At 61.1% G+C, this 24715-nt stretch carries 25 protein-coding genes; 14 read left to right on the forward strand and 11 right to left on the reverse strand.

The genetic code is table 11. The annotated features are described in order from the left end of the window. Position 1 precedes the first annotated feature (1 nt). Both gatA and gatC read right to left on the reverse strand, forming a co-directional pair. On the reverse strand, positions 2-1453 hold the full coding sequence (gatA, locus tag IF189_RS04445) for an Asp-tRNA(Asn)/Glu-tRNA(Gln) amidotransferase subunit GatA (RefSeq protein WP_192552897.1): 1452 nt from the start codon (positions 1451-1453) through the stop codon (positions 2-4). 16 nt (positions 1454-1469) lie between these two features. Beyond that, entirely contained in the window at positions 1470-1757 is a 288-nt protein-coding gene (gatC, locus tag IF189_RS04450; protein WP_007953612.1) for an Asp-tRNA(Asn)/Glu-tRNA(Gln) amidotransferase subunit GatC, read from the reverse strand. A 211-nt stretch (positions 1758-1968) separates the two neighbouring features. On the opposite strand from gatC, the gene mreB reads away from it, so the two are divergent. The 8 genes from mreB to tldD all read left to right on the forward strand — a co-directional run bounded on the left by mreB (position 1969) and on the right by tldD (position 13194). Next, positions 1969-3006 (forward strand): rod shape-determining protein MreB, encoded by a 1038-nt coding sequence (gene mreB / locus IF189_RS04455; RefSeq protein ID WP_002555108.1) that lies wholly within the window; start codon positions 1969-1971, stop codon positions 3004-3006. A gap of 177 nt (positions 3007-3183) precedes the next feature. Continuing rightward, positions 3184-4281 carry a rod shape-determining protein MreC gene (mreC, locus tag IF189_RS04460; protein WP_413038516.1) on the forward strand — a complete coding sequence of 366 codons (1098 nt, stop codon included), beginning with the start codon at positions 3184-3186 and terminating at the stop codon, positions 4279-4281. Then, on the forward strand, positions 4281-4772 hold the full coding sequence (gene mreD / locus IF189_RS04465) for a rod shape-determining protein MreD (RefSeq protein ID WP_085711798.1): 492 nt from the start codon (positions 4281-4283) through the stop codon (positions 4770-4772). Before mreC ends, mreD begins: the two co-directional genes overlap by 1 nt. A 63-nt stretch (positions 4773-4835) precedes the next feature. After that, positions 4836-5432, forward strand: coding sequence for a Maf family protein (locus IF189_RS04470; protein WP_192552898.1), 597 nt, complete (start codon positions 4836-4838; stop codon positions 5430-5432). Positions 5433-5490: 58 nt separating this feature from the next. After that, positions 5491-6948 (forward strand): ribonuclease G, encoded by a 1458-nt coding sequence (gene rng, locus IF189_RS04475; protein ID WP_065260839.1) that lies wholly within the window; start codon positions 5491-5493, stop codon positions 6946-6948. A gap of 75 nt (positions 6949-7023) precedes the next feature. Next, positions 7024-10827: a YhdP family protein gene (locus IF189_RS04480; protein ID WP_192552899.1), complete on the forward strand. Its 3804-nt coding sequence runs from the start codon at positions 7024-7026 to the stop codon at positions 10825-10827. A 58-nt stretch (positions 10828-10885) separates the two neighbouring features. Beyond that, positions 10886-11746: a carbon-nitrogen hydrolase family protein gene (locus IF189_RS04485; protein ID WP_192552900.1), complete on the forward strand. Its 861-nt coding sequence runs from the start codon at positions 10886-10888 to the stop codon at positions 11744-11746. A 5-nt stretch (positions 11747-11751) separates the two neighbouring features. Beyond that, entirely contained in the window at positions 11752-13194 is a 1443-nt protein-coding gene (gene tldD / locus IF189_RS04490) for a metalloprotease TldD (protein WP_085711794.1), read from the forward strand. A gap of 51 nt (positions 13195-13245) precedes the next feature. Here the strand turns inward: tldD and yjgA are convergent, their stop codons facing one another. Next, entirely contained in the window at positions 13246-13770 is a 525-nt protein-coding gene (gene yjgA / locus IF189_RS04495) for a ribosome biogenesis factor YjgA (RefSeq protein ID WP_085711793.1), read from the reverse strand. 108 nt (positions 13771-13878) lie between these two features. On the opposite strand from yjgA, the gene pmbA reads away from it, so the two are divergent. The 6 genes from pmbA to IF189_RS04525 all read left to right on the forward strand — a co-directional run bounded on the left by pmbA (position 13879) and on the right by IF189_RS04525 (position 19155). Then, positions 13879-15225 carry a metalloprotease PmbA gene (gene pmbA / locus IF189_RS04500; protein ID WP_114881423.1) on the forward strand — a complete coding sequence of 449 codons (1347 nt, stop codon included), beginning with the start codon at positions 13879-13881 and terminating at the stop codon, positions 15223-15225. Positions 15226-15385: 160 nt separating this feature from the next. After that, on the forward strand, positions 15386-15793 hold the full coding sequence (locus IF189_RS04505; RefSeq protein WP_085711791.1) for a FagA protein: 408 nt from the start codon (positions 15386-15388) through the stop codon (positions 15791-15793). Further along, a complete protein-coding gene (locus IF189_RS04510; RefSeq protein WP_134825497.1) occupies positions 15774-17150 on the forward strand; it encodes a class II fumarate hydratase in 1377 nt (458 codons plus the stop codon). Before IF189_RS04505 ends, IF189_RS04510 begins: the two co-directional genes overlap by 20 nt. 27 nt (positions 17151-17177) lie before the next feature. Next, on the forward strand, positions 17178-17618 hold the full coding sequence (locus tag IF189_RS04515; protein WP_134825498.1) for a hypothetical protein: 441 nt from the start codon (positions 17178-17180) through the stop codon (positions 17616-17618). A 1-nt stretch (position 17619) separates the two neighbouring features. Further along, a complete protein-coding gene (locus IF189_RS04520; RefSeq protein ID WP_134825508.1) occupies positions 17620-18231 on the forward strand; it encodes a superoxide dismutase in 612 nt (203 codons plus the stop codon). 30 nt (positions 18232-18261) lie between these two features. Then, on the forward strand, positions 18262-19155 hold the full coding sequence (locus IF189_RS04525; RefSeq protein WP_134825499.1) for a ZIP family metal transporter: 894 nt from the start codon (positions 18262-18264) through the stop codon (positions 19153-19155). Between the two features lie 37 nt (positions 19156-19192). Here the strand turns inward: IF189_RS04525 and IF189_RS04530 are convergent, their stop codons facing one another. From IF189_RS04530 to lptC, 8 genes are all read right to left on the reverse strand, one after another. Further along, a complete protein-coding gene (locus IF189_RS04530; protein WP_085711786.1) occupies positions 19193-19468 on the reverse strand; it encodes an HPr family phosphocarrier protein in 276 nt (91 codons plus the stop codon). A 15-nt stretch (positions 19469-19483) separates the two neighbouring features. After that, entirely contained in the window at positions 19484-20341 is an 858-nt protein-coding gene (gene rapZ / locus IF189_RS04535; protein WP_096818961.1) for an RNase adapter RapZ, read from the reverse strand. 2 nt (positions 20342-20343) lie between these two features. Beyond that, positions 20344-20808 carry a PTS IIA-like nitrogen regulatory protein PtsN gene (gene ptsN / locus IF189_RS04540; RefSeq protein ID WP_085711784.1) on the reverse strand — a complete coding sequence of 155 codons (465 nt, stop codon included), beginning with the start codon at positions 20806-20808 and terminating at the stop codon, positions 20344-20346. 11 nt (positions 20809-20819) lie between these two features. Beyond that, entirely contained in the window at positions 20820-21128 is a 309-nt protein-coding gene (hpf, locus tag IF189_RS04545; RefSeq protein WP_007953578.1) for a ribosome hibernation-promoting factor, HPF/YfiA family, read from the reverse strand. A gap of 73 nt (positions 21129-21201) precedes the next feature. Then, positions 21202-22695, reverse strand: a complete 1494-nt coding sequence (locus IF189_RS04550) for an RNA polymerase factor sigma-54 (protein ID WP_134825500.1) — start codon at positions 22693-22695, stop codon at positions 21202-21204. 186 nt (positions 22696-22881) lie between these two features. After that, complete coding sequence (gene lptB / locus IF189_RS04555; protein ID WP_007953572.1) at positions 22882-23607, reverse strand: LPS export ABC transporter ATP-binding protein; 726 nt, start codon at positions 23605-23607, stop codon at positions 22882-22884. Beyond that, complete coding sequence (gene lptA, locus IF189_RS04560; protein WP_134825501.1) at positions 23607-24152, reverse strand: lipopolysaccharide transport periplasmic protein LptA; 546 nt, start codon at positions 24150-24152, stop codon at positions 23607-23609. Before lptA ends, lptB begins: the two co-directional genes overlap by 1 nt. After that, on the reverse strand, positions 24139-24711 hold the full coding sequence (lptC, locus tag IF189_RS04565) for an LPS export ABC transporter periplasmic protein LptC (protein ID WP_134825502.1): 573 nt from the start codon (positions 24709-24711) through the stop codon (positions 24139-24141). Before lptC ends, lptA begins: the two co-directional genes overlap by 14 nt. Positions 24712-24715: the final 4 nt, after the last annotated feature.

Below are 24715 nucleotides of genomic sequence, written 5' to 3' on the forward strand. Positions count from 1 at the left end.
CTCAGAAGCCGGTTGGGGTGCGGGTGTGCCAGTCAGTGTTCAACTGATACTGGTGCGCAACGTTGAGCAAACGGCCTTCCTGGAAATACGGAGCGAGCAGTTGCACGCCGACCGGCAGACCGTCGACGAAACCGGCCGGCATCGACAGGCCCGGCAGGCCCGCGAGGTTGGCGGTGATGGTGTAGACGTCTTCCAGGTAGGCAGCGACCGGGTCGCTGTTCTTGGCGCCGAGTTTCCAGGCCGGGTTCGGCGTGGTCGGGCCGAGGATGATGTCCACTTCATTAAAGGCAGCCATGAAGTCGTTCTTCACCAGGCGACGGATCTTCTGCGCTTTCAGGTAGTAGGCGTCGTAGTACCCGGCGGACAGCGCGTAGGCACCGACCATGATCCGGCGCTGCACTTCGGCACCGAAGCCTTCGCCACGGGAGCGCTTGTACAGGTCTTCCAGGTTCTTCGGGTCTGCGCAGCGGTGGCCGAAGCGCACGCCGTCGAAACGCGACAGGTTGGAAGAGGCTTCTGCCGGGGCGATCACGTAGTACGCAGGAATCGCGTGCTGCATGTTCGGCAGGCTGATTTCCTTGATCACGGCACCGAGCTTCTGCAGCTCCTTGATGCTGTTCTGGATCAGGTCGGCGATGCGCGGGTCGAGACCGGCGCCGAAGTATTCCTTCGGCACGCCGATGCGCAGGCCTTGCAGCGAGCCATTCAGACCGGCGGCGTAGTCCGGCACCGGCTCATCGATGCTGGTGGAGTCGTTCGGATCGAAGCCGGCCATACCTTGCAACAAAATCGCGCAGTCTTCGGCAGTACGAGCCAGCGGACCTCCCTGATCGAGGCTGGAGGCGTAAGCGATCATGCCCCAGCGCGAAACACGACCGTAGGTCGGTTTCAGGCCGGTGAGGTTGGTGAACGCGGCCGGCTGGCGGATCGAGCCGCCGGTGTCGGTGGCCGTAGCGGCTGGCAACAGACGAGCGGCAACTGCCGCCGCCGAACCACCGGACGAACCGCCCGGTACGTGTTCCAGGTTCCACGGGTTTTTCACCGCGCCGTACCAGCTCGACTCGTTGGCAGAACCCATGGCGAATTCGTCCATGTTGGTCTTGCCCAGGGTCACGGTACCGGCGGCGGCCAGCTTCGACACCACGGTGGCGTCGTATGGAGCCTTGAAGTTGTCGAGCATCTTCGAGCCGCAGCTGGTGCGGATGCCCTGGGTGCAGAACAGGTCTTTGTGGGCGATCGGCGCACCGAGCAGGGCGCCGCTCTCACCGTTGGCCCGGCGCGCGTCGGCGGCTTTCGCCTGCTCGAGGGCCAGCTCTTCGGTGAGGCTGATGAAACTGTTGAGCTGCGGATCGAGCTGGGTAATGCGCGCCAGCAGGACCTTGGTCAGCTCTTCGGAGGAAAACTTTTTATCGGCGAGACCGCGGGCGATCTCGGCCAGAGTCATTTGATGCATTGCAGGCTCTTTCCCTTTAGTCGATGACTTTCGGAACCAGATACAGGCCGTTTTCGACCGCTGGTGCGATGGACTGATAAGCCTCGCGGTTATTGCTTTCGGTCACGACGTCGGCGCGCAGGCGCTGACTGGCTTCCAGCGGGTGGGCCAGCGGCTCGATACCGTCGGTATTGACCGCCTGCATTTCGTCGACCAGCCCGAGAATGCTGTTGAGGGCCGAAGTGATGTGTGGAAGATCGGCGTCATTCAGGCCAAGGCTGGCCAGATGCGCGATTTTTTCCACGTCGGAGCGTTCTAGCGCCATCGGGTTTCTCCAGTGGAAAACAGGACGGACGGCGTCCGTGTGTTAGATTGTCGGAACACTACCGCACTTCTACGGTCATAAGGCCGCGATTGTGGGGCTTGGTGCACAGAAAAGCGGCCAATTTAACATATTGGCGCCTTGCCCAAAATCCCTGTCGTTGTTAGAGTTTGCCGCACTTTTTTACCCACGCGTTGCCTAGGGTCCCTTTCCCATGTTCAAGAAACTGCGTGGCATGTTTTCCAGCGATCTTTCCATTGACCTGGGCACTGCCAACACCCTTATTTACGTGCGCGAGCGCGGTATCGTCCTGAATGAGCCATCGGTTGTGGCCATTCGGACACACGGTAACCAGAAAAGTGTCGTTGCTGTCGGCACCGAAGCGAAGCGCATGCTTGGCCGTACGCCGGGCAACATTGCTGCCATTCGTCCGATGAAGGACGGCGTGATCGCCGACTTCAGCGTCTGCGAAAAGATGCTGCAATACTTTATCAACAAGGTTCACGAAAACAGCTTCCTGCAGCCCAGCCCTCGTGTGCTGATCTGCGTTCCATGCAAGTCCACCCAGGTTGAGCGTCGCGCCATCCGTGAATCGGCCCTTGGCGCCGGTGCCCGTGAAGTGTTCCTGATCGAAGAGCCGATGGCTGCCGCGATCGGTGCCGGCCTGCCGGTTGAAGAAGCTCGCGGCTCGATGGTCGTGGATATCGGTGGTGGTACCACCGAAATCGCGCTGATCTCCCTGAACGGCGTGGTCTATGCCGAATCCGTACGCGTTGGCGGCGACCGCTTTGACGAAGCGATCATCACCTACGTGCGCCGCAACTACGGCAGCCTGATCGGCGAGTCGACTGCAGAGCGCATCAAGCAGGAAATCGGCACGGCCTACCCGGGCGGCGAAGTTCGCGAAGTCGACGTTCGCGGTCGCAACCTGGCCGAAGGCGTTCCACGCGCATTCACCCTGAACTCCAACGAAGTGCTGGAAGCTCTGCAAGAGTCCCTGGCCACCATCGTTCAGGCCGTGAAAAGCGCCCTGGAGCAATCGCCGCCGGAACTGGCTTCCGACATCGCCGAGCGTGGCCTGGTGCTGACCGGTGGTGGCGCGCTGCTGCGTGACCTCGACAAGTTGCTGGCCCAGGAAACCGGTCTGCCGGTGATCGTTGCCGAAGATCCGCTGACCTGTGTTGCTCGCGGCGGTGGCCGTGCACTGGAAATGATGGACAAGCACACCATGGACCTGCTCTCCAGCGAATAAGTCGCCGGGTGCAATACGTGGGTGAGCGCGCAGGCAGCACTTTGCAGTGCTGCCTGTTGGCGTTTATCTTCTGTCAGTCTTCATCCAGGCCGGTTTGATGCCGTATGAATAAACAGAACATTTGCCTGGGAGGAGCGGCCTATTAAACCGCTTTTCGCCAAGGGCCCCTCACTGGGCGTGCGCTTGTTGGTGCTGGCCGTGCTGTCGGTCGCGCTGATGGTGGTCGATGCCCGTTTCAGCCTGCTCAAGCCTGCCCGCAGCCAGATGTCGCTGGTGCTGATGGACGCTTACTGGATCACTGACCTGCCCGGCAGGCTGTGGGAAGGTGTCGCCAGTCAGTTCGGCAGCCGCACCGAGCTGGTCGCCGAAAACGAAAAACTCAAGACCGAGAACCTGCTGTTGCAGGGTCGCATGCAGAAGCTTGCCGCCCTCACCGAGCAGAACGTCCGTCTGCGCGAGTTGCTCAATTCCTCCGCGCTGGTCAACGAAAAGGTCGAAGTGGCCGAGCTGATCGGCATGGACCCCAACCCTTTCACTCATCGCATCATCATCAATAAAGGTGAGCGCGACGGCGTGGTGCTCGGTCAGCCGGTGCTCGATGCGCGTGGCCTGATGGGGCAGGTGGTCGAATTGATGCCGTATACCTCCCGTGTCCTGCTGCTGACCGACTCGACCCACAGCATTCCTGTGCAGGTGAACCGTAACGGTCTGCGGGCGATTGCCAGCGGCACCGGTAACCCTGAGCGTCTGGAGCTGCGTCATGTGGCCGACACCGCCGATGTCAAGGAAGGTGATCTGCTGGTCAGCTCCGGCCTTGGCCAGCGCTTCCCGGCCGGTTACCCGGTGGCGACGGTCAAGGAAGTGATCCACGATTCCGGCCAGCCATTCGCCATTGTCCGCGCCGTGCCGACTGCAGCGCTGAACCGCAGCCGCTACCTGTTGCTGGTGTTCAGCGACAATCGTACGGCTGAAGAGCGTGCCAACGATGCGGCGCAGGCTCAGGAAAATCTTGATGCGTTTGGTGGTGGCCCGATCATTCCGGCCACGGTGCCGAAAACGGTGAATACACCGGCTCAGGCTCCGGCTGCGTCGGGCACACCTGCCGCTGCACCCGCTGCTGCTACGCCGGCCAAACCCGCCGCGAGCAAGCCGCCAGCCAAACCACCCGCAGCGACGCCGGCAGCCACCAAACCGCCAGCCGCTCAGCCTGCCAACGCACGGCCGGCCGCCAAACCGCCTGTCACTGCGCCGGCCACCACTGGGGGACGAGAATAATGGTCGGTGTCAAAGCCTCCCGAAACGGCTGGATCGTCTGGCTGACATTTCTGATCGGCATGCTGCTCAGCGTGTCGCCGCTCCCGCAATTCATGGAAATCCTGCGCCCGCTGTGGCTGGCACTGCTCCTGGCATTCTGGGCATTGGCCCTGCCGCAAAAGGTCGGCATGGTCACCGCGTTTTGCCTCGGGCTGGCTGAAGACGTGCTGTACGGCACGCTGCTGGGACAGAACGCCTTGATCCTGACGTTGATCACGTTCCTGGTGCTGTCATTGCAACAGCGTTTGCGGATGTTCCCGATGTGGCAGCAGTGCCTGGTGATCCTGGTGATCTTCGGCCTCGCGCAGCTTGTGCAATTGTGGCTCAGCGCCCTGACCGGCAATCGCCAGCCGACCCTGGCGCTGGTACTGCCGGCACTGGTCAGCGCCTTGCTCTGGCCTTGGGTCAGCTTCGCTTTGCGTGGATTGCGCCGGCGCTACAAAATCAACTGATTCGGTCAGGCATGGGCCCCCACCGGTGCCATGAGGCAGGGCACTCAACAGGGAGATGTTTGGATGAAGCCGCTTTACCTCGCCTCCGGATCGCCGCGTCGGCGTGAATTGCTTACGCAGATCGGCGTTCCGTTCACCGCCATCAGTGCGGATATCGATGAAACTCCTTTCGCCAATGAATCCCCATCGGCCTATGTCGAGCGCCTGGCGCGCGGCAAGGCCGAGGCCGGGCGGCGCTCTGTCGTCAGCGATAAACCGTTTTGCGTGTTGGGCGCCGATACCGCTGTGGTGCTGGACGGCAAAATTCTCGGCAAACCGGTGGACGAAGCCGACGCATGCGCCATGCTGATGATGTTGTCCGGCAAGGAGCACGAAGTGCTGACCGCCATCGCCGTGCTTGACGGTGAGCGCTGCGAGTCGCAAGTGGTGCGCAGTCTGGTACGGTTCCGGGCGATCAGCCGCGAAGAAGCCGCCGCCTACTGGGCCAGCGGCGAGCCTCGGGACAAGGCCGGCGGTTACGGCATTCAAGGACTGGGCGCAGTGTTCGTCGCCGGTCTCAACGGCAGCTATTCAGCTGTGGTCGGTTTGCCGGTGTGCGAAAGCGCAGAACTGCTCGGCCATTTCGGCATACCCTGTTGGCAAAACCTGAGTGCGCAGTAAGCGTCGAACGGAACAAGATGCGGCCATTATCGTGAACATGCCTGAACGAGACCCTGCCATGAGTGAAGAGATTCTGATCAACATCACGCCGATGGAATCGCGCGTGGCGGTGGTCGAAAACGGTGTGCTGCAAGAAGTACACGTCGAGCGCACGCAAAAACGCGGGATCGTCGGCAACATCTATAAAGGCAAGGTCGTGCGGGTACTGCCGGGAATGCAGGCGGCATTCGTCGACATCGGCCTGGACCGTGCGGCATTCATCCACGCTTCGGAAATTTCCCTGCGCGAAGGCCCGGCCGTGGAAAGCATCAGCGCGCTGGTGCATGAAGGCCAGAGCCTGGTGGTGCAAGTCACCAAGGACCCGATCGGCTCCAAGGGAGCGCGGTTGACCACGCAATTGTCGATCCCGTCGCGCTATCTGGTGTACATGCCGCGCACCGCCCACGTCGGCATTTCCCTGAAGATCGAAGACGAAGCCGAGCGCGAACGCCTGAAACAGGTGGTCAGCGATTGTGTGGCCAAAGAAGGCATCAAGGAGGCCGGTGGTTTTATTCTGCGCACCGCCGCCGAAGGCGCCGGGGCCGATGAAATCCTGATGGACATCCGCTACCTGCGCCGCCTGTGGGATCAGATCAACGAACAGATCAAGACCATCGGCGCACCCAGCGTGATCTACGAAGACCTCGGTCTGGCCCTGCGCACCTTGCGTGATCTGGTCAGCCCGAAGATCGAGAAGATCCGCATCGACTCCCGGGAAACCTTTCAGAAAACCACGCAGTTCGTCGCCGAACTGATGCCGGAGATCGCCGACCGTCTGGAACATTATCCGGGCGAGCGGCCGATTTTCGACCTGTACGGCGTCGAAGACGAAATCCAGAAAGCCCTGGAGCGCAAGGTGCCGCTGAAGTCCGGCGGTTATCTGGTGGTGGACCCGGCAGAAGCCATGACCACCATCGACGTCAACACCGGCGCGTTCGTCGGGCATCGCAATCTCGAAGAAACCATCTTCAAGACCAACCTCGAAGCCGCGACGGCGATTGCCCGGCAGATGCGCCTGCGCAATCTGGGCGGGATCATCATCATCGACTTCATCGACATGGAAGATGAAGAGCACCAGCGTCAGGTTCTGCGTACCCTGGAAAAACAGCTGGAACGCGATCACGCCAAGACCAACATCATCGGCATCACCGAGCTGGGTCTGGTGCAGATGACCCGCAAACGGACTCGCGAAAGCCTCGAACAGGTGCTGTGCGAGCCTTGCAGCAGTTGTCAGGGGCGCGGCAAGCTGAAGACGCCGGAAACCATTTGCTACGAGATTTTCCGCGAGATCCTGCGCGAGGCCCGGGCCTATCAGGCCGAGGGTTATCGCGTATTGGCGAACCAGAAAGTCGTCGACCGGCTGCTCGATGAAGAGTCCGGTAACGTCGCCGAGCTTGAAGGGTTTATCGGGCGCACCATACGCTTCCAGGTGGAAACCATGTATTCCCAGGAACAATATGACGTGGTGCTGCTCTGATCCCCTGCGTCACCTTTTTCCTGAAACGGCTGGCCTCAGCTTTTTGCAGTATTTTTGCCATGGGAGCCAACTGACATGGACCGTCTGACACGCATTTTGGCTGCACTGACTCGCTGGGGTCTGGGCCTGTGCGCGTTGGTTCTGGTGTTGATGGCGTTGTACGTCAGCCTCGGCCGGGAACTCACGCCACTGGTGGCCGAATATCGCGGCGACATTGAAGAGAAGGCCAGCGCCGCCCTGGGCATGCCGCTGCAGATCGGTGAGCTGGAGGGTAACTGGAGCGGTTTCGCACCGATCCTGCTGGCTCACGACGTGATGGTCGGCGACGGCGCCAATGCTTTGCGTCTGGATCACGTGCGCGCAGTGCCGGACCTGTGGGCCAGTCTGTTGGCCCGGGAAGTTCGTATCGCGCATCTTGAACTCAACGGCCTGAAGATCAGCCTCAAGGAGGGTGAGGACGGCCAATGGGCGCTCGAAGGCTTGCCGGTGCAGAAGGATCAGCCCATGGATCCCGAACAACTGTTCAACCGCATGCAAATGGTCCAGCAACTGTCGGTACTCGACAGTCAGGTGACGTTGCAGCCACTGGAACAGGCGCCGCTGACCCTTACCTATGTCGGACTCAACCTCAAGACCGGCCTCAACCGCCAGCGCCTCGACGCGCGGTTGACCTTGCCCGACGGACAGCCCGTCGCACTGAGCCTGCGTACGCGGATTCGTGCCAACCAGTTGCAGGACGGTGCGGTCGACGGCTATGTCAGCCTGCCGCAAAGCGACTGGGCTAAATGGTTGCCCGAGCGCCTGACCCAGCAATGGAATTTCTCCGAGATCAAGGCCGGCGGCGAGCTGTGGGTCAACTGGAGCGAGGGCGCGCTGCAAAGCGCCGCCATCCGCCTCAACGCCCCACAACTCAACGGTGCCTACGGCGAGCGCAAGCCGATCCGGATCAACAACCTGGCCCTCAACGGTTACTTCCAGCGCAGTGCAGAGGGCGCGACCGTCACCCTCGATTCGCTGGCGATGAATTTTGGTGAAACCCGTTGGGAGTCCCGCGTCCAGGTCAAGCAGACCGCCGCCACCGACAAGGTTGACGAGCTCTGGCACCTGCAGGCCGATCGCCTCGATCTGACGCCGATCACTCCGTTGCTCAATGCATTGGGCCCGCTGCCGCAAGGCTTTGCCACTGTCGTCGAGCATTTGAAAGTGACCGGTGGCTTGCGCAACGTACTGCTGGATTTCCGCCCGAACGCCACCGACGACAGCAAATTCAGCTTCGCCGCCAACCTCGACCAAGTCGGCTTCGACGCCTATCACGGCGCACCGGCCGCACGGAATGTCAGCGGCAGCCTGACCGGCAACCTCGGCGGCGGTGAGCTGCGCATGGACAGCAAGGACTTCGTCCTGCACCTCGATCCGATCTTCGCCAAACCATGGCAATACATTCAGGCGAACGCCCGGTTGACCTGGAAGCTCGATAATGAAGGCTTCACCCTGATCGCGCCGTACCTGAAGGTGCTCGGCGAAGAGGGCAAGATTGCCGGCGACTTCCTGATCCGCCTGCATTTCGACCACACTCAGGAAGACTACATGGACCTGCGGGTCGGCCTGGTGGACGGCGACGGTCGCTACACCGCCAAATACCTGCCGGAAGTCCTGAGCCCGGCTCTCGACGAATGGCTGCGCACGGCGATTCTCAAAGGGGCGGTGGATCAAGGCTTCTTCCAGTATCAGGGTTCCCTGAACAAAGGCGCCGCAGATGCGGACCGCAGCATCAGCCTGTTCTTCAAGGTGCACGACGCCGAACTGGCGTTCCAGCCAGGCTGGCCGCACGTGAGCAAGGTCAGCGGCGATGTGTTCATCGAGGACAGCGGTGTGCGCATCGTCGCCAGCAAGGGGCAGTTACTCGACACCCAGGTCAGCGACGTCTTCGTCAATATTCCCCATGTGCCGAGTGGCGAGCACAGCCATATGTTCCTCGACGGCGCATTTGCCGGCGGCCTGGGCGATGGCTTGAAGATTCTCCAGGAAGCGCCGATCGGCACCGCCGACACCTTCGCCGGCTGGGAAGGCGAGGGCGACCTGCAAGGTAAACTCAAACTGGATGTGCCGTTGGCCAAGGGCGATCAGCCGAAGATCCTCGTGGACTTCAAAACCGCCAATGCGCGATTGAAGCTGGCCGAGCCCAAGCTGGAATTGAGCCAGCTCAAGGGGGATTTCCGTTTTGACAGCGCCAAGGGCCTGAGCGGGCAGAACATCAGCGCCCGGGCCTTCGACAAACCGGTCACCGCGCAGATCTTTGCAGACGGCGGCCCGGGCAAGCTCAAGACCCGGGTGGCGGCGTCGGGGCAGGTCGAGGTCAAGAAACTCACTGACTGGCTCGGCGTGACTCAGCCATTGCCGGTGTCCGGGACGATTCCTTACCAGTTGCAAGTGAATCTGGACGGTGCCGACAGTCAATTGATGGTCAGCTCCAGTATGAAGGGCGTGGCGGTGGATCTGCCTGCGCCGTTCGGCATGACCGCCGATGTCGGACGTGACACGGTGTTCCGCATGACGTTGCAAGGGCAGGAGCGGCGTTACTGGGTCAATTACGATCAACTGGCCAATTTCACGTTCGCCGCACCACCGAGCAATTTCGCCGATGGTCGTGGCGAGTTGTTCCTCGGCGCTGGTGAAGCGGTATTGCCGGGCAACAAAGGCTTGCGCATACGCGGTGTGTTGTCGGAGCTGGACGTCAAGCCCTGGCAGGATCTGGTGGACAAGTACGCCGGTCAGGACCCGGGCGGCAGCGCCAAGCAACTGCTCAGCAGCGCGGACTTCAAGGTCGGCAAGCTGACGGCCTTCGGCACTACGCTGGATCAGGCAGCGGTGCAACTGGATCGCAAGCCCGGCGCCTGGGCCCTGGCCCTCGACAGTCAGCAGGCCAAAGGCACCGCAGCCATTCCAGACGCCAAGGCCGCGCCGATTGTGGTGAGCCTGCAATATGTTCGCCTGCCGGCGCCGGACCCGACGGTGCAGGCCGACGAGAACGCACCTGACCCGCTGGCCTCGGTCGATCCGACCAAAATCCCGGCGCTCGATATCACCATCAATCAGCTGTTCCAGGGCCAGGATCTGGTCGGTGGCTGGTCGCTGAAAGTCCGGCCGACGGCCAAAGGTATCGCCCTGAACAATCTGGACATGGGCCTCAAAGGCATTCTGTTGCAGGGCAGCGGTGGCTGGGAGGGGACACCCGGTGCCACCAGCAGTTGGTACAAGGGCCGGATCGGCGGCAAGAATCTCGCCGATGTGCTCAAGGGCTGGGGCTTTGCGCCGAGCGTGACCAGTGAAGAATTCCATATGGATGTCGATGGCCGCTGGCCGGGCTCGCCGGCATGGCTGGCGACCAAGCGCTTCTCCGGCACGCTCGATGCGTCGCTGAACAAGGGCCAGTTCGTCGAGGTCGAGGGCGGCGCCCAGGCGCTGCGGGTGTTCGGTCTGCTCAACTTCAACTCCATCGGCCGGCGTCTGCGTCTCGACTTTTCCGACCTGTTCGGCAAAGGCTTGAGCTATGACCGGGTCAAGGGGCTGCTGGTGGCGAACAACGGCGTGTATGTGACGCAGGAGCCGATCAAACTGACCGGGCCGTCGAGCAACATTGAGCTGAACGGCACGCTGGATCTGGTCGGCGATCAGGTCGACGCCAAATTGCTGGTGACCCTGCCGGTGACCAACAACCTGCCGATTGCCGCACTGATCGTCGGTGCACCGGCGGTCGGCGGCGCGCTGTTCCTGATCGACAAACTGATCGGTGATCGCGTGGCGCGGTTCGCCAGCGTCAAATACACCGTCAAAGGCCCGTGGAAAGAGCCGAAAATCACCTTCGACAAGCCTTTTTGATCAGCCAGGCCGCAAACCGATGGAGTAGCATGGCTGCCTACCTCTTGCGGAGTTCGCCATGTCTTTTGCGGTGATTCAAATGGTCAGCCAGAGCGACGTGCTGGCCAATCTGCGCGATGCCCGGCGTTTGCTCGAACAAGCGGCCAACGCCGGCGCGAAGCTGGCGGTGCTGCCGGAAAACTTCGCCGCCATGGGGCGGCGCGATATCGCCGATATCGGCCGTGCCGAAGCGCTTGGTGAAGGTCCGATCCTGCCGTGGTTGAAACAGACCGCCCGCGACCTCAAGTTATGGATAGTGGCCGGCACCTTGCCGTTACCGCCGGCGGGGCAACCCGAGGCGAAGTCAAATGCCTGCTCGTTGCTGGTGGACGATCAGGGCGAAATCGTTGCCCGCTATGACAAGTTGCATCTGTTCGATGTGGACGTGGCGGACAATCGTGGGCGTTACCGCGAATCCGATGACTATGCTTATGGCAGTAACGTGGTTGTGGCGGACACACCGGTCGGCCGGCTAGGCCTGACGGTGTGTTACGACCTGCGCTTCCCGGAGCTGTACAGCGAATTGCGTGCAGCCGGGGCTGAATTGATTACCGCTCCGTCGGCCTTCACTGCGGTGACCGGTGCGGCGCACTGGGATGTGTTGATCCGGGCACGGGCGATTGAAACCCAGTGCTACGTGCTGGCGGCAGCCCAGGGCGGGACGCATCCGGGGCCACGGGAAACCTTTGGCCACGGGGCGATTATCGATCCGTGGGGCCGCGTTCTGGCGCAGCAGGAACAAGGCGAAGCCGTATTGCTGGCCGAACGCGACAGTGACGAACAGGCGTCCATCCGGGCGCGAATGCCGGTGACCGGTCATCGGCGGTTTTTTTCGCAGGGCGCACAGCGACCTGCTTCAGAACACGAATTTAAGGCGTAAAACCTATGAGCGAGTTGTTGTCCTCAGTCAGTGATCACCTGTTGGCGCCCGGCGGCGTGACGATCGAGAGCCTGCAAGGCGTGCTCGGTGATCTGGCGGGTCCAGGCATCGATGCGGCCGACCTGTATTTCCAGGGGCAGATTTCCGAGTCCTGGTCGCTGGAAGACGGCATCGTCAAGGAAGGCAGTTTCAACCTCGACCAGGGTGTCGGTGTGCGTGCGCAGTCCGGGGAAAAAACCGGTTTTGCCTACAGCAACGCGATCACCCTTGAAGCCCTCGGCGCGGCGGCCCGTGCGGCCCGTTCGATTTCCCGCGCCGGGCAGAACGGCACCGTGCAGGCGTTCAGCACCCAGGACGTTGCTCAGTTGTATGCGCCGGACAACCCGCTGGAAGTGCTGAGCCGCGCCGAAAAAGTCGAACTGCTCAAGCGCATCGACGTTGCCACCCGCGCCCTCGACCCGCGTATCCAGCAGGTCAGTGTGAGCATGGCCGGGGTCTGGGAGCGGATTCTGGTGGCTTCGACCGACGGCGGCCTGGCGGCCGATGTGCGTCCGCTGGTGCGTTTCAATGTCAGCGTGATCGTCGAGCAGAACGGTCGTCGCGAACGTGGTGGCCATGGCGGCGGCGGGCGTACCGACTACCGTTATTTCCTCGCCGAAGACCGCGCCATGGGCTACGCCCGTGAAGCGTTGCGTCAGGCGCTGGTGAACCTGGAAGCGATTCCGGCACCGGCTGGCACCTTGCCGGTCGTCCTGGGCTCGGGGTGGTCCGGCGTGCTGCTGCACGAAGCGGTCGGCCACGGTCTGGAGGGCGATTTCAACCGCAAGGGCAGCTCGGCCTATAGCGGGCGCATGGGCGAGATGGTTGCATCCAAGCTCTGCACCATCGTCGATGACGGCACGTTGGCCGGTCGTCGCGGTTCCCTGAGCGTCGACGACGAAGGCACGCCGACCGAGTGCACCACGCTGATCGAAAACGGCGTGCTCAAGGGCTACATGCAGGACAAGCTCAATGCGCGTCTGATGGGCGTGGCCCGCACCGGCAACGGTCGTCGCGAATCCTACGCACACCTGCCGATGCCACGGATGACCAACACCTACATGCTGGGCGGCCAGAGCGATCCTGCGGAAATCATCGCGTCGGTGAAGAAAGGCATCTACTGCGCCAACCTCGGTGGCGGTCAGGTTGACATCACCAGCGGCAAGTTCGTGTTCTCCACCAGCGAGGCTTACCTGATCGAGGACGGCAAGATCACCGCGCCGGTCAAGGGCGCGACGTTGATCGGCAACGGCCCGGAAGCGATGAGCCGGGTGTCGATGGTCGGTAACGACCTGGCGCTGGACAGCGGTGTGGGCACATGCGGCAAGGACGGGCAGTCGGTGCCAGTGGGCGTGGGTCAGCCGACGCTGAAAATCGATGCGATCACCGTGGGTGGCACGGGCGCGTAAGAAGGGATGGAGCTTCGGGTGGCGCGCAGTGCGGCCACCCGGTGGCGAATATCAACGCAGACCGCGTTGAGTCTCGTCCAGCTCACGGATGTACTTGAAGATTTTACGGCTCGAGGCAGGAGGCTTGTTATGCGCAACCTCGTGCTGGGCCTGACGGATCAGGGAACGCAGTTGCTGGCGGTCGGCGTCCGGGTACTCGACGACGAATTTCTCCAGCACGGCATCGTCACCGCTGATCAAGCGGTCACGCCAGCGTTCGAGGTTGTGGAAACGCTCGTTGTACTGACGGGTAGAGGCATCGAGTTGATCGAGCAGGGTGAGAATCGCGTCAGTGTCCTGATCGCGCATCAGTTTGCCGATGAACTGCAAGTGCCGTTTACGCGCGATGTTCGCGGTGTGCTTGGGCGCATCGGCCAGGGCCCGGCGCAAAGCGTCGGTCAGTGGCAGTTTCGCCTGCAAGTCGGGCTTGAGCGTTGTAAGGCGCTCGCCAAGGTCAACCAGAGCATGCAGCTCGCGTTTGACCTGGGATTTGCTTTTTTCTCCCGTATCGAGGGAGTCGTCGTAAGAATCAACCATGGTGGCAGTCCGCAAAGAAACGCCGCCATGATAACCAGTCGGGGGCCGCTTGTCCGGCCCGGTCGCTCGAAGGCCCCAGCCGAAAGCAGAATTTGAGTGGAGATGAGCATGAGTGCAGTTGAAAGCGTCGGCCCACAGGCATTGCCGGCACTGCAGGAACAGGTCGAGCAGATCATCGCCGAAGCCAAGCGTCAGGGTGCCAGTGCCTGCGAAGTGGCGGTATCGCTGGAGCAGGGCCTGTCGACCTCGGTGCGTCAGCGTGAAGTCGAAACGGTCGAGTTCAACCGCGACCAGGGCTTTGGCATCACCTTGTATGTCGGCCAGCGCAAGGGCTCGGCCAGCACGTCCGCCACCGGGCCGGATGCGATTCGCGAAACCGTTGCTGCGGCGCTGGCGATTGCCAAGCACACGTCCGAAGACGAAGCCTCGGGACTGGCCGATGCCGCGCTGATGGCCAGGGATATTCAGGATTTCGACCTGTTCCACCAATGGGACATCACTCCGGAACAGGCCATCGAGAAAGCATTGCTCTGCGAAGCCGCCGCGTTCGACGCCGATGCCCGCATCAAGAACGCCGATGGCACCACGTTGAGCACTCATCAGGGCTGCCGCGTGTACGGCAACAGCCACGGTTTCATCGGAGGTTATGCGTCGACCCGGCACAGCTTGAGCTGCGTGATGATCGCCGAGGCCGATGGCCAGATGCAGCGTGATTACTGGTACGACGTGAATCGCCAGGGCAGTTTGCTGGCCGACCCGGTGAGCATCGGTCAGCGTGCCGCACAGCGTGCCGCGAGCCGTCTGGGCGCGCGTCCGGTGCCGACCTGTGAGGTTCCGGTGCTGTTTTCCGCCGAGCTGGCGGGCGGGTTGTTCGGCAGTTTCCTGTCGGCGATTTCCGGCGGTAGCCTGTACCGCAAATCGTCCTTCCTTGAAGGCACGCTGGGGCAGAAGCTGTTCCCTGAATGGCTGACCATCGACGAGCGCCCGCACCTGATGCGTGCCATGGGCAGTGCGTCGTATGACGGTGACGGTCTGGCGACCTATGCCAAACCGTTCGTCGAGAAGGGCGAATTGGTGTCGTACATCCTCGGCACTTATTCCGGGCGCAAACTCGGCATGCCGAGCACCGCCAACGCCGGCGGGGTGCACAACCTGTTCGTCACTCATGGCGATGAAGATCAGGCCGCACTGCTGCGGCGCATGGGGCGTGGCCTGCTGGTCACCGAGTTGATGGGCCATGGCCTGAACATGGTGACAGGCGATTACTCGCGCGGTGCGGCGGGTTTCTGGGTCGAGAACGGTGAAATCCAGTTCGCGGTGCAGGAAGTGACCATCGCCGGCAACATGCGTGACATGTTCAAGCAGATCGTCGCAGTCGGTAACGATCTGGAACTGCGCAGCAACATTCGCACCGGTTCGGTGTTGATCGAGCGGATGACTGTCGCCGGCAGCTAAGCCCGGGCCAATACAAAAAGGCGCGCCACCCGATTGGGTGGCGCGCCTTTTTTGTGTCCGGAATTTGTTTGAGCTGGTCGGGGCAGCTAAAAAAGCTACTCTTGTTTTGGTTCTCATTATCATCTAATAATAAATCTCATTATCGGATGAGCCCAGGATCATGAGTTCTGCCTTGCACGAGCAGCCGTACCTCGAAAGCTGGCGCTGGATGAGCCGCCAGATCCGTTGCGCCATGGATCCCGACGAACCGCGTCTGATTGAACACTATCTGGCCGAAGGCCGGTATCTGGCCTGCTGCACGGCGACCTCGCCCTGGACCGTCGCTGAAACCTCTTTCCGTCTGCTGCTCGACACGGCTACCGACATCGCGTTGCCGTGGCACTGGCGCAGCCTCTGTCTCGATCAGGCTTGGCGCCCACTGCGTGAAATGGAACGCCTGTCGCTGTGCAAATGCCGGCTCAAACGCTGGCAAAGCTACACCTGGCAGCTCGCCACCTGCGAGTTGCAACCCTCCATTCCTCTTATTGAACTGGTGCAAGGATTTTCAGATGACCAAGACACGTATTGAGCGCGACAGCATGGGCGAACTGCAGGTGCCGGTGGACGCTCTCTACGGCGCGCAGACCCAGCGCGCAGTGGATAACTTCCCGATTAGCGGCAAGCCGATGCCGACCCAGTTCATCCGCGCGCTGATCCTGGCAAAAGCCGCTGCCGCCCGGGCCAACGTCGAACTCAATCAGCTCAGCGCCGCTCAAGGCAAAGCCATCAGCGACGCTGCCCAGGGGCTGCTGGAAGGCGACTTCATGCAGCATTTCCCGGTGGATATCTTCCAGACCGGTTCCGGCACCAGCTCCAACATGAACGCCAACGAAGTGATTGCCACCCTGGCCAGCCGCCTGCTCGACGAGCCAGTGAATGCCAACGATCACGTCAACTGCGGGCAGAGCAGCAACGACATCATCCCGACCACCATCCACGTCAGTGCGGCGCTGGCCCTGCATGAACAACTGCTGCCGGCGCTGCTGCATCTGGTGCAAGTGATCGAGCGCAAGGCCGAGCAGGTGCATCACCACGTCAAGACCGGCCGTACTCACTTGATGGATGCCATGCCGGTGCGCATGAGTCAGGTACTCAACGGTTGGGCGCAACAGCTCAAGGCCAATATCGGTCATCTGCAGGACTTGCTGCCAAGCCTGCAATCCCTGGCCCAGGGCGGAACGGCGGTCGGCACCGGGATCAACGCGCATCCGGAATTCGCCGCGCGTTTCAGCCGCCAGCTCAGTCAGTTGACCAACGTTCAGTTCACGCCGGGCAAGAATCTGTTCGCCCTGATCGGTTCGCAGGACACCGCCGTGGCCGTGTCGGGCCAGCTCAAGGCCACCGCCGTGTCGTTGATGAAAATCGCCAACGACCTGCGCTGGATGAACTCCGGCCCGCTCGCCGGCCTTGGCGAAATCGAGCTGGAAGGCCTGCAACCGGGTTCGTCGATCATGCCGGGCAAGGTCAATCCGGTGATTCCGGAAGCTACCGCCATGGTTGCCGCGCAAGTGATCGGCAATGACTCGGTGATCACCATTGCCGGTCAGTCGGGCAATTTCGAACTGAACGTGATGCTGCCGATCATCGCCCAGAACCTGTTGAGCAGCATCGAGTTGCTGGCCAACTCCAGCCGTCTGCTGGGTGACAAGGCGATTGCCAGCTTCAAGGTCAACGAATCGCGCCTCAAGGAAGCGCTGTCGCGCAACCCGATTCTGGTCACCGCACTCAACCCGATCATCGGTTACCAGAAAGCCGCCGAAATCGCCAAGCAGGCCTACAAACAGGGCCGTCCGGTGATCGACGTCGCGCTGGAACACACCGATCTGTCGCGCAGCCAGCTGGAAGAGTTGCTCAATCCCGAGAAACTCACCGCCGGCGGCGTGTAAACACTGCAACCGCTTTGGAGGCTCATCATGGAGCACTGGAAACGTACGATCGAACGGGCCAATCGCTGCTTCATGCTGGGCGAGTTGATCGACGCCCGCGAGGCTTATCTGCAAGCCCTCGCTTTGGCGCAAGTGCTGTTCGAGCGCTGGGCCGATGCAGACGAAGCGGTGGCGGCCTGCGTCATTTCCCATCACAACCTGGCCGACCTGCATCTGCGCTTGAACCAGCCGGAGGAGAGTGCCGAATACCTCTGTGCGATCCATCAGCGCCTGTTGCAGACCATGCAGAACGAGCGCCTGCGTCCGGCCCTGCGTGAAGCGGCGTTGCGCCAGAGCAGCAAGACCTACGTCGAGCTGCTCAATTTCATCAGCGAACACGGCGAATACCCGCGCACCCAGCGTCTGTTGCACCCGGACACCGGCAATGCGCGCCGCGCCCCAGCCCAACATCACCATGGAGTCCACTGAAATGGCTTTTACCCTGCCAGCCCTGCCTTACGCCTATGACGCACTGGAACCGCACATTGATGCGCAGACCATGGAGATTCACTACACCAAACATCACCAGACCTACATCAACAACCTGAACGCCGCGGTCGAGGGCACGGAATACGCCGAGTGGCCGGTGGAAAAACTGGTGGCCAGCGTTCAGCTACTGCCTGAAAAGTTGCGTGCGGCGGTGATCAATCAGGGCGGTGGTCATGCCAACCATTCGCTGTTCTGGGAAGTGATGGTGCCTGGCGGTGGCGGCAAGCCGGACGGTGCGCTGGCCAGGGCGATCGATGAGCAACTGGGCGGTCTCGACAGCTTCAAGGAGGCCTTCACCAAGGCTGCACTGACCCGTTTCGGCAGCGGCTGGGCGTGGCTCAGTGTCACCCCGGACAAGAAACTGGTGGTGGAAAGCAGCGGCAACCAGGACAGCCCGCTGATGGGCGGCAATACGCCGATTCTTGGACTCGACGTGTGGGAACACGCCTACTACCTGCGTTATCAGAACCGCCGCCCGGAATACATCAGCGCGTTCTACAACGTGATCAACTGGCCTGAAGTCGCTGCGCGTTATCAGGCTGCACTGGTTTAAGTCTCCTATAAAAACAATCCAGGGCTGACTATGGGCACTGAAACACTGGCGATCGGAAGCGGACGAATGTTTCGTTACGCATTCGGGTCGCTGCTGCTGTTGGCGGGCATGACCTTGCTGGTGGCGCACGGGCTGGAATGGCTGAACCTGGAGCCGAAACTGTCTCGGGCATTGCAGGGTGGTGCGATCTGCGCGCTCGGCACCGCGCTTGGAGCCGTTCCGGTGCTGGTGATCCGCAACATGCCGCAGGCGCTGGGCGACACATTGTTGGGGTTTGGTGCTGGTGTGATGCTGGCGGCGACCGCGTTTTCGTTGATCGTGCCGGGGATTGCCGCCGCCGAAAGCCTTGGGCTGAGTCCTTGGGGCGCCAGTGGCCTGATCTGTTTCGGCATCATGCTCGGTGCTTTCGCGCTGTATCTGGTCGACCGCAGGTTGTCCGGCGCTTCACCGGAAATGCTCATCGGCACCGTCGAGCATCCGGTGATTCCTCCGCGGATCTGGCTGTTCGTGTTTGCCATCATTGCCCATAACATTCCGGAAGGCATGGCTGTCGGCGTCTCTGCGGGTGGCGGCATGCCGGACGCTGACAGCCTGGCGATGGGCATCGCCTTGCAGGACGTGCCGGAAGGGCTGGTTATTGCGCTGGTGCTGGCCGGGGCGGGGATGTCGCGGGTCAAGGCGTTTCTGATCGGGGCGGCGTCAGGTCTGGTCGAACCGGTGTTCGCACTGCTGTGTGCGTGGCTGGTCAGCCTGGCGGAATTGTTGTTGCCCCTCGGATTGGCGCTGGCGGCCGGAGCAATGTTGCTGGTGGTGACCCACGAAGTGATCCCGGAGTCGCGACGCAATGGTCACGAAAAACTGGCGAGCCTGGGATTGTTGATCGGCTTCTGCCTGATGATGGTGATGGACACGGCGCTGGGATAAGCGTGGCGAGAGACGTATCTCTCGCCACAAAGGACTTTCAACCACCTTCGTCGAAGTAGTTGTTGATCAGTGCCACCAGAGCATCCATGGCTTCCTGTTCCTGATGTCCCTCGGTGCTCAGGTGGATTTTGGTGCCCTTGCCGGCAGCGAGCATCATCATCGCCATGATGCTTTTGCCATCTACCGTGGTTTCCGGGGTGCGACCCACTCTGATCGTGCAGTCGGGATACTGACCCGCCACGCCCACGAACTTTGCCGACGCCCGGGCATGCAGGCCCAGCTTGTTGATGATTTCGATTTCCAGAGCAGGCATCGCGGTGTGAATCCTTTAGCTGAGGTCGCGGTGGCGAACCTGGACGTTCTTCAGGGTTTTCTGCAGGGCCTGACCCAGGCGTTCGGTCAGGTAGACGGAACGGTGATGTCCGCCGGTGCAGCCAATGGCAATGGTCACGTAGGCACGATTGCTCGCAGCGAAGCGCGGCAACCATTTGAACAGATACGCATAGATGTCCTGGAACATCTCTTCGACTTCCGGCTGAGCCGCCAGGTACTCGGCTACCGGCTCATCGAGTCCGGATTGCGCACGTAGTTCCGGTTTCCAGTACGGGTTGGGCAGGCAGCGTACATCGAACACCAGATCCGCATCCACCGGCATGCCGCGTTTGAAACCGAACGACTCCACCAGAAACGCCGTACCGGGCTCCGGCTGGTTCAGCAGGCGCAGCTTGATGGTGTCGCGCAACTGATACAGGTTCAGATTGGTGGTATTGACCTTCAGGTCGGCCAGATCGGCGATCGGGCCCAGCAGGGCGGTTTCATCGTTGATGGCTTCAGCCAGCGAGCGGTTGGCACTGCTCAGCGGGTGACGACGACGGGTTTCCGAGAAGCGCTTGAGCAGGGTTTCTTCATCGGCATCCAGATACAGGACGTCGCACTGGATATGTCGGCTGCGGACTTCCTCAAGCAACTCCGGAAAACGCGAAAGGTGGCTTGGCAGGTTGCGCGCATCGATCGATACCGCGACCAGTGGCTGAGACAGTTCCGTATGAATCAGTGCGCGTTCCGCCAGCTCCGGCAGCAGGCCCGCCGGCAGATTGTCGATGCAGTAGTAGCCGTTGTCCTCAAGGACATCCAGGGCCGTGCTTTTGCCCGAGCCGGAGCGGCCACTGACGATGATCAAGCGCATGTTTAGTGCCCGTTTTGCTCGTCCAGGACAACCTGATACAAGGCTTCGTTGGTGGTGGCGCGACGCAGCTTTTCGCGTACTTCCTTGCGATCGAGCATGCTGGCGATCTGGCGCAGCAGTTCCAGGTGTGCATCGGTGGCAGCTTCCGGGACCAGCAGCACGAACAGCAGGTCCACCGGCGCGCCATCGATGGCATCGAAATCGATAGGTGCTTCAAGGTGCATCAAGGCGCTGATGGGCGATTCACAGCCCTTGAGGCGGCAATGGGGAATGGCGATGCCGTTGCCAAAACCGGTCGAACCGAGTTTTTCACGGGCAATCAGCGCCTCGAAGACATCTTGCATCTCCAGATCCGGTTTTTCCCGGGCGATCAGGTTGGCAATTTGTTCGAGGGCTTTCTTTTTACTGCCGCCCGGCACGTTCACCAGGGAACGGCCGGGGGTCAGGATGCTTTCAAGTCGGATCATGGGGGTGGGGGTTATCGACCGGTAGCGCCCTGAAGCAGGCTCTGGGTCTTTTCCTTATGCTTTTTGAGTTGTTTATCAAGCTTGTCGGTCAGCGCGTCGATCGCTGCGTACATGTCGGTATGTTCCGCGTTTGCGACGACCTCGTTGCCGGGAATATGCAGCGTGGCTTCGATTTTCTGTTTCAGCTTTTCGACGCACATCGTGACTTGCACGTTGGTGATCTTGTCGAAATGTCCCTCAAGCCTCTTGAGCTTCTGCTCAACGTATTCACGGAGAGGTTGGGTAACTTCCAGTTGGTGTCCACTGATGTTGACTTGCATACAGCTTCTCCTTCGTTGCCAGTGCATAAAGCGGCAGGCCGAAGAGCCTGCCACTGGAACGCTGTAACGTGGCTTACATCAACCGCTTGCGTTCGCTCGAAGGCGCGATCCCGAGGGATTCGCGGTACTTGGCGACGGTGCGGCGAGCCACCTGAATGCCTTGTGCCTCCAGTAAACCAGCGATCTTGCTGTCACTCAACGGCTTTTTCTGATTTTCCGCGGCGACCAGTTTCTTGATGATCGCGCGGATCGCCGTGGATGAGCATTCGCCGCCTTCGGAGGTGCTGACGTGGCTGGAGAAAAAGTATTTCAGTTCATATATGCCCCGGGGGGTATGCATGAATTTCTGCGTGGTCACCCGGGAAATCGTCGACTCGTGCATGCCGACTGCCTCGGCGATGTCATGCAGCACGAGTGGCTTCATCGCTTCGTCGCCGTATTCCAGGAAGCCGCGCTGATGCTCGACGATCTGGGTGGCCACTTTCATAAGGGTTTCGTTGCGGCTCTGCAGGCTCTTGATGAACCAGCGGGCTTCCTGCAACTGATTGCGCATGAAGGTATTGTCGGCGCTGGTGTCGGCGCGACGGACGAAACCGGCGTACTGGGCGTTGACCCGCAGGCGCGGCACCGACTCCTGGTTCAACTCGACCAGCCAGCGCTCGTTGTCCTTGCGCACGATCACGTCAGGCACCACGTATTCGGCTTCGGTGGATTCGATCTGTGAGCCGGGGCGCGGGTTGAGGCTCTGGACCAGTTCGATGACCTGGCGCAGTTCATCTTCCTTGAGCTTCATGCGGCGCATCAGCTGGCTGTAGTCGCGGCTGCCGAGCAGGTCGATGTAATCGGTGACCAGGCGCTTGGCTTCGGCCAGCCAAGGAGTCTTGGCCGACAGCTGGCGCAATTGCAGCAGCAGGCATTCGCCCAGGTTGCGTGCGCCAATGCCGGCGGGTTCGAATTGCTGGATGCGGTGCAGGACCGCTTCGATCTCGTCCAGCTCGATGTCGAGCTCCGGATCGAAGGCGTCGAGAATTTCTTCGAGGGTTTCGTCGAGGTAGCCCTGATTGTTGATGCAATCGATCAGGGTGACGGCAATCAGGCGATCGGTGTCGGACATCGGCGCCAGGTTCAACTGCCACAGCAGGTGGCTTTGCAGGCTTTCACCGGCGGAAGTGCGGGTGGTGAAATCCCACTCGTCGTCATCGTTGCTCGGCAGGCTGCTGGCGCTGGTCTGGTAGACGTCTTCCCAGGCGGTGTCGACAGGCAGTTCGTTGGGGATTCGCTCGTTCCATTCGCCGTCCTCGAGATTGTCGACCGTCGGCGCGGTTTCCTGGTAGGAAGGTTCCTGGATCTCGGTATTGGGCTTCTGTTCGGCGTTGTCGGCCAGCGGGTCGGAATTGTCGAAGTCGTCGCCGTCTTCCTGGCGTTCGAGCATCGGGTTGGATTCCAGAGCCTCCTGAATTTCCTGTTGCAGATCCAGGGTCGACAATTGGAGCAGGCGGATGGCCTGTTGCAGCTGCGGTGTCATCGTCAGCTGCTGGCCCATTCTCAAGACTAGCGATGGTTTCATGGCAGGGGCTTAACACCTTATTCGCCGGCGCTATGCGCCATCCACTACAGGGCGCCGAGGCGCCAAACATAAGCAAATTATATGCCTGAAACTGTCGTGTTTGCCTAGAGCGCTGTAACAATAAAAGCGTATAAAAATGCGCTTCAACGTTACAGCACCCGGACGGCTGGTCGAATGCTGTCGCGCTTACAGGCGGAACTCGTGACCCAGATACACTTCCTTCACCAGATCGTTGGCGAGGATGGTCGCGGAGTCGCCTTCGGCGATCAGTTGGCCGTCATTGACGATGTAGGCCGTTTCGCAGATATCCAGCGTCTCGCGGACGTTGTGGTCGGTGATCAGCACACCGATGCCCTTGGCCTTGAGATGGTGAATGATCTGCTTGATGTCGCCCACGGAGATCGGGTCGACACCGGCGAACGGTTCGTCGAGCAGGATGAATTTCGGTGCGGTGGCCAGTGCGCGGGCGATTTCCACCCGGCGACGCTCGCCACCGGACAGGCTCATGCCGAGGTTATCGCGGATATGGCTGATGTGGAATTCCTGCAGCAGGCTCTCCAGCTCCTTGCGACGGCCGGCCTTGTCGAGCTCCTGGCGGGTTTCGAGGATGGCCATGATGTTGTCGGCTACCGACAGTTTGCGGAAGATCGAGGCTTCCTGCGGCAGATAGCCGATACCGGCCTTGGCGCGGCCGTGCATCGGCTGGTGGCTGACGTCCAGGTCGTCGATCAGCACACGGCCCTGATCGGCCTGCACCAGGCCGACGATCATGTAGAAGCAGGTGGTCTTGCCGGCGCCGTTGGGGCCGAGCAGGCCCACGATCTGGCCGCTGTCGATCGACAGGCTGACGTCACGCACGACCTGGCGGCTTTTATAGGCCTTGGCCAGGTGCTGAGCTTTCAGGGTTGCCATTACTGGGTTTTCTCGTCGGTTTTCTTCTTCGGCTGGATCACCATGTCGATGCGCGGACGCGCTTCGGTGACCTTGTTGCCGGTAGCGCGACCGGCGCTGGCGAGTTTTTTCACCGTGTCATAGACGATCTTCTCGCCCTGAGTGGTGTTGTTGTCCTTGTCGACGACCTTGGCCTTGTCGATCAGTACGACGCGGTTTTGCTGCGCGTGGTACTGAATGGTCACGCCCCAGCCCTGGACGGGTTTGGTGTCGCCAGCGGTTTGCAGTTGTTCGAAATAGGCCAGGTTGCCTACCGAAGTCACCACGTCGATCTCGCCGGCCGGGTTGCGCGTCAGCGTTACGGTGTCGCCTTTGACGATCATCGAACCCTGGGTGATGATCACGGCGCCCTTGTAAGTGGCAACGCCATTCTTGTCGTCCAGCTGGGCATCGTCGGCCTGAATGCGGATTGGCTGCTCCTGATCGTTCGGCAGAGCCCAGGCGCTCACGCTTCCCAGTGCTGCGCCCAGACTGAGCAAAATAGGGAGGGTTTTAACGAGCCTCATACTGTCCTCTTACGTTCGATAGCAGGTGTATCCTGCTTTCCTTCAAATACGCTTTCATTCCCACGCCGGTCGATACACCGCCAGCGCCGTCGATTCTAACGGGTTGCTGGGTCTGCGCATATTGCTGCTGAGGGAACACCGTCATTCGGGTGCTGGTGATCAGGGTGTCGCGGTTCTTTTCATCGGTGCGCTTGACGCGAACAGAGTCGATCAGTTCGACCTCGGTGCCGCCGGAATTCACTTCACCGCGCTCGCTGGTCACGTGCCACGGGAATTCGGTGCCGCGAAACATGTTCAGGTCGGGCTTGGTGACCAGTGTAATGTCGGTCGCCTTGACGTGCTCGGCCTTGTCGGAGGTCATTTCGTACTGCACCTTGCCGTCTTCCAGGTATTGCAAGGTGTGGGTGTTGGTCGCGTACCAGTCGATCGGGCTCTCTTCTGCCGAGACAGGAGGCTTGTCGAGGAAGCGCTCCGGGCTGATGTTCCAGTAGCCGACCGCGCCGAAAATGGCGGCGATGCAACCGAACAGCAGGATGTTGCGAAACTTTTTGCTAAACATGGTT

This window comes from Pseudomonas sp. IzPS59 (genome assembly GCF_014863505.1).
Classification (GTDB): Bacteria; Pseudomonadota; Gammaproteobacteria; order Pseudomonadales; family Pseudomonadaceae; genus Aquipseudomonas; species Aquipseudomonas kribbensis.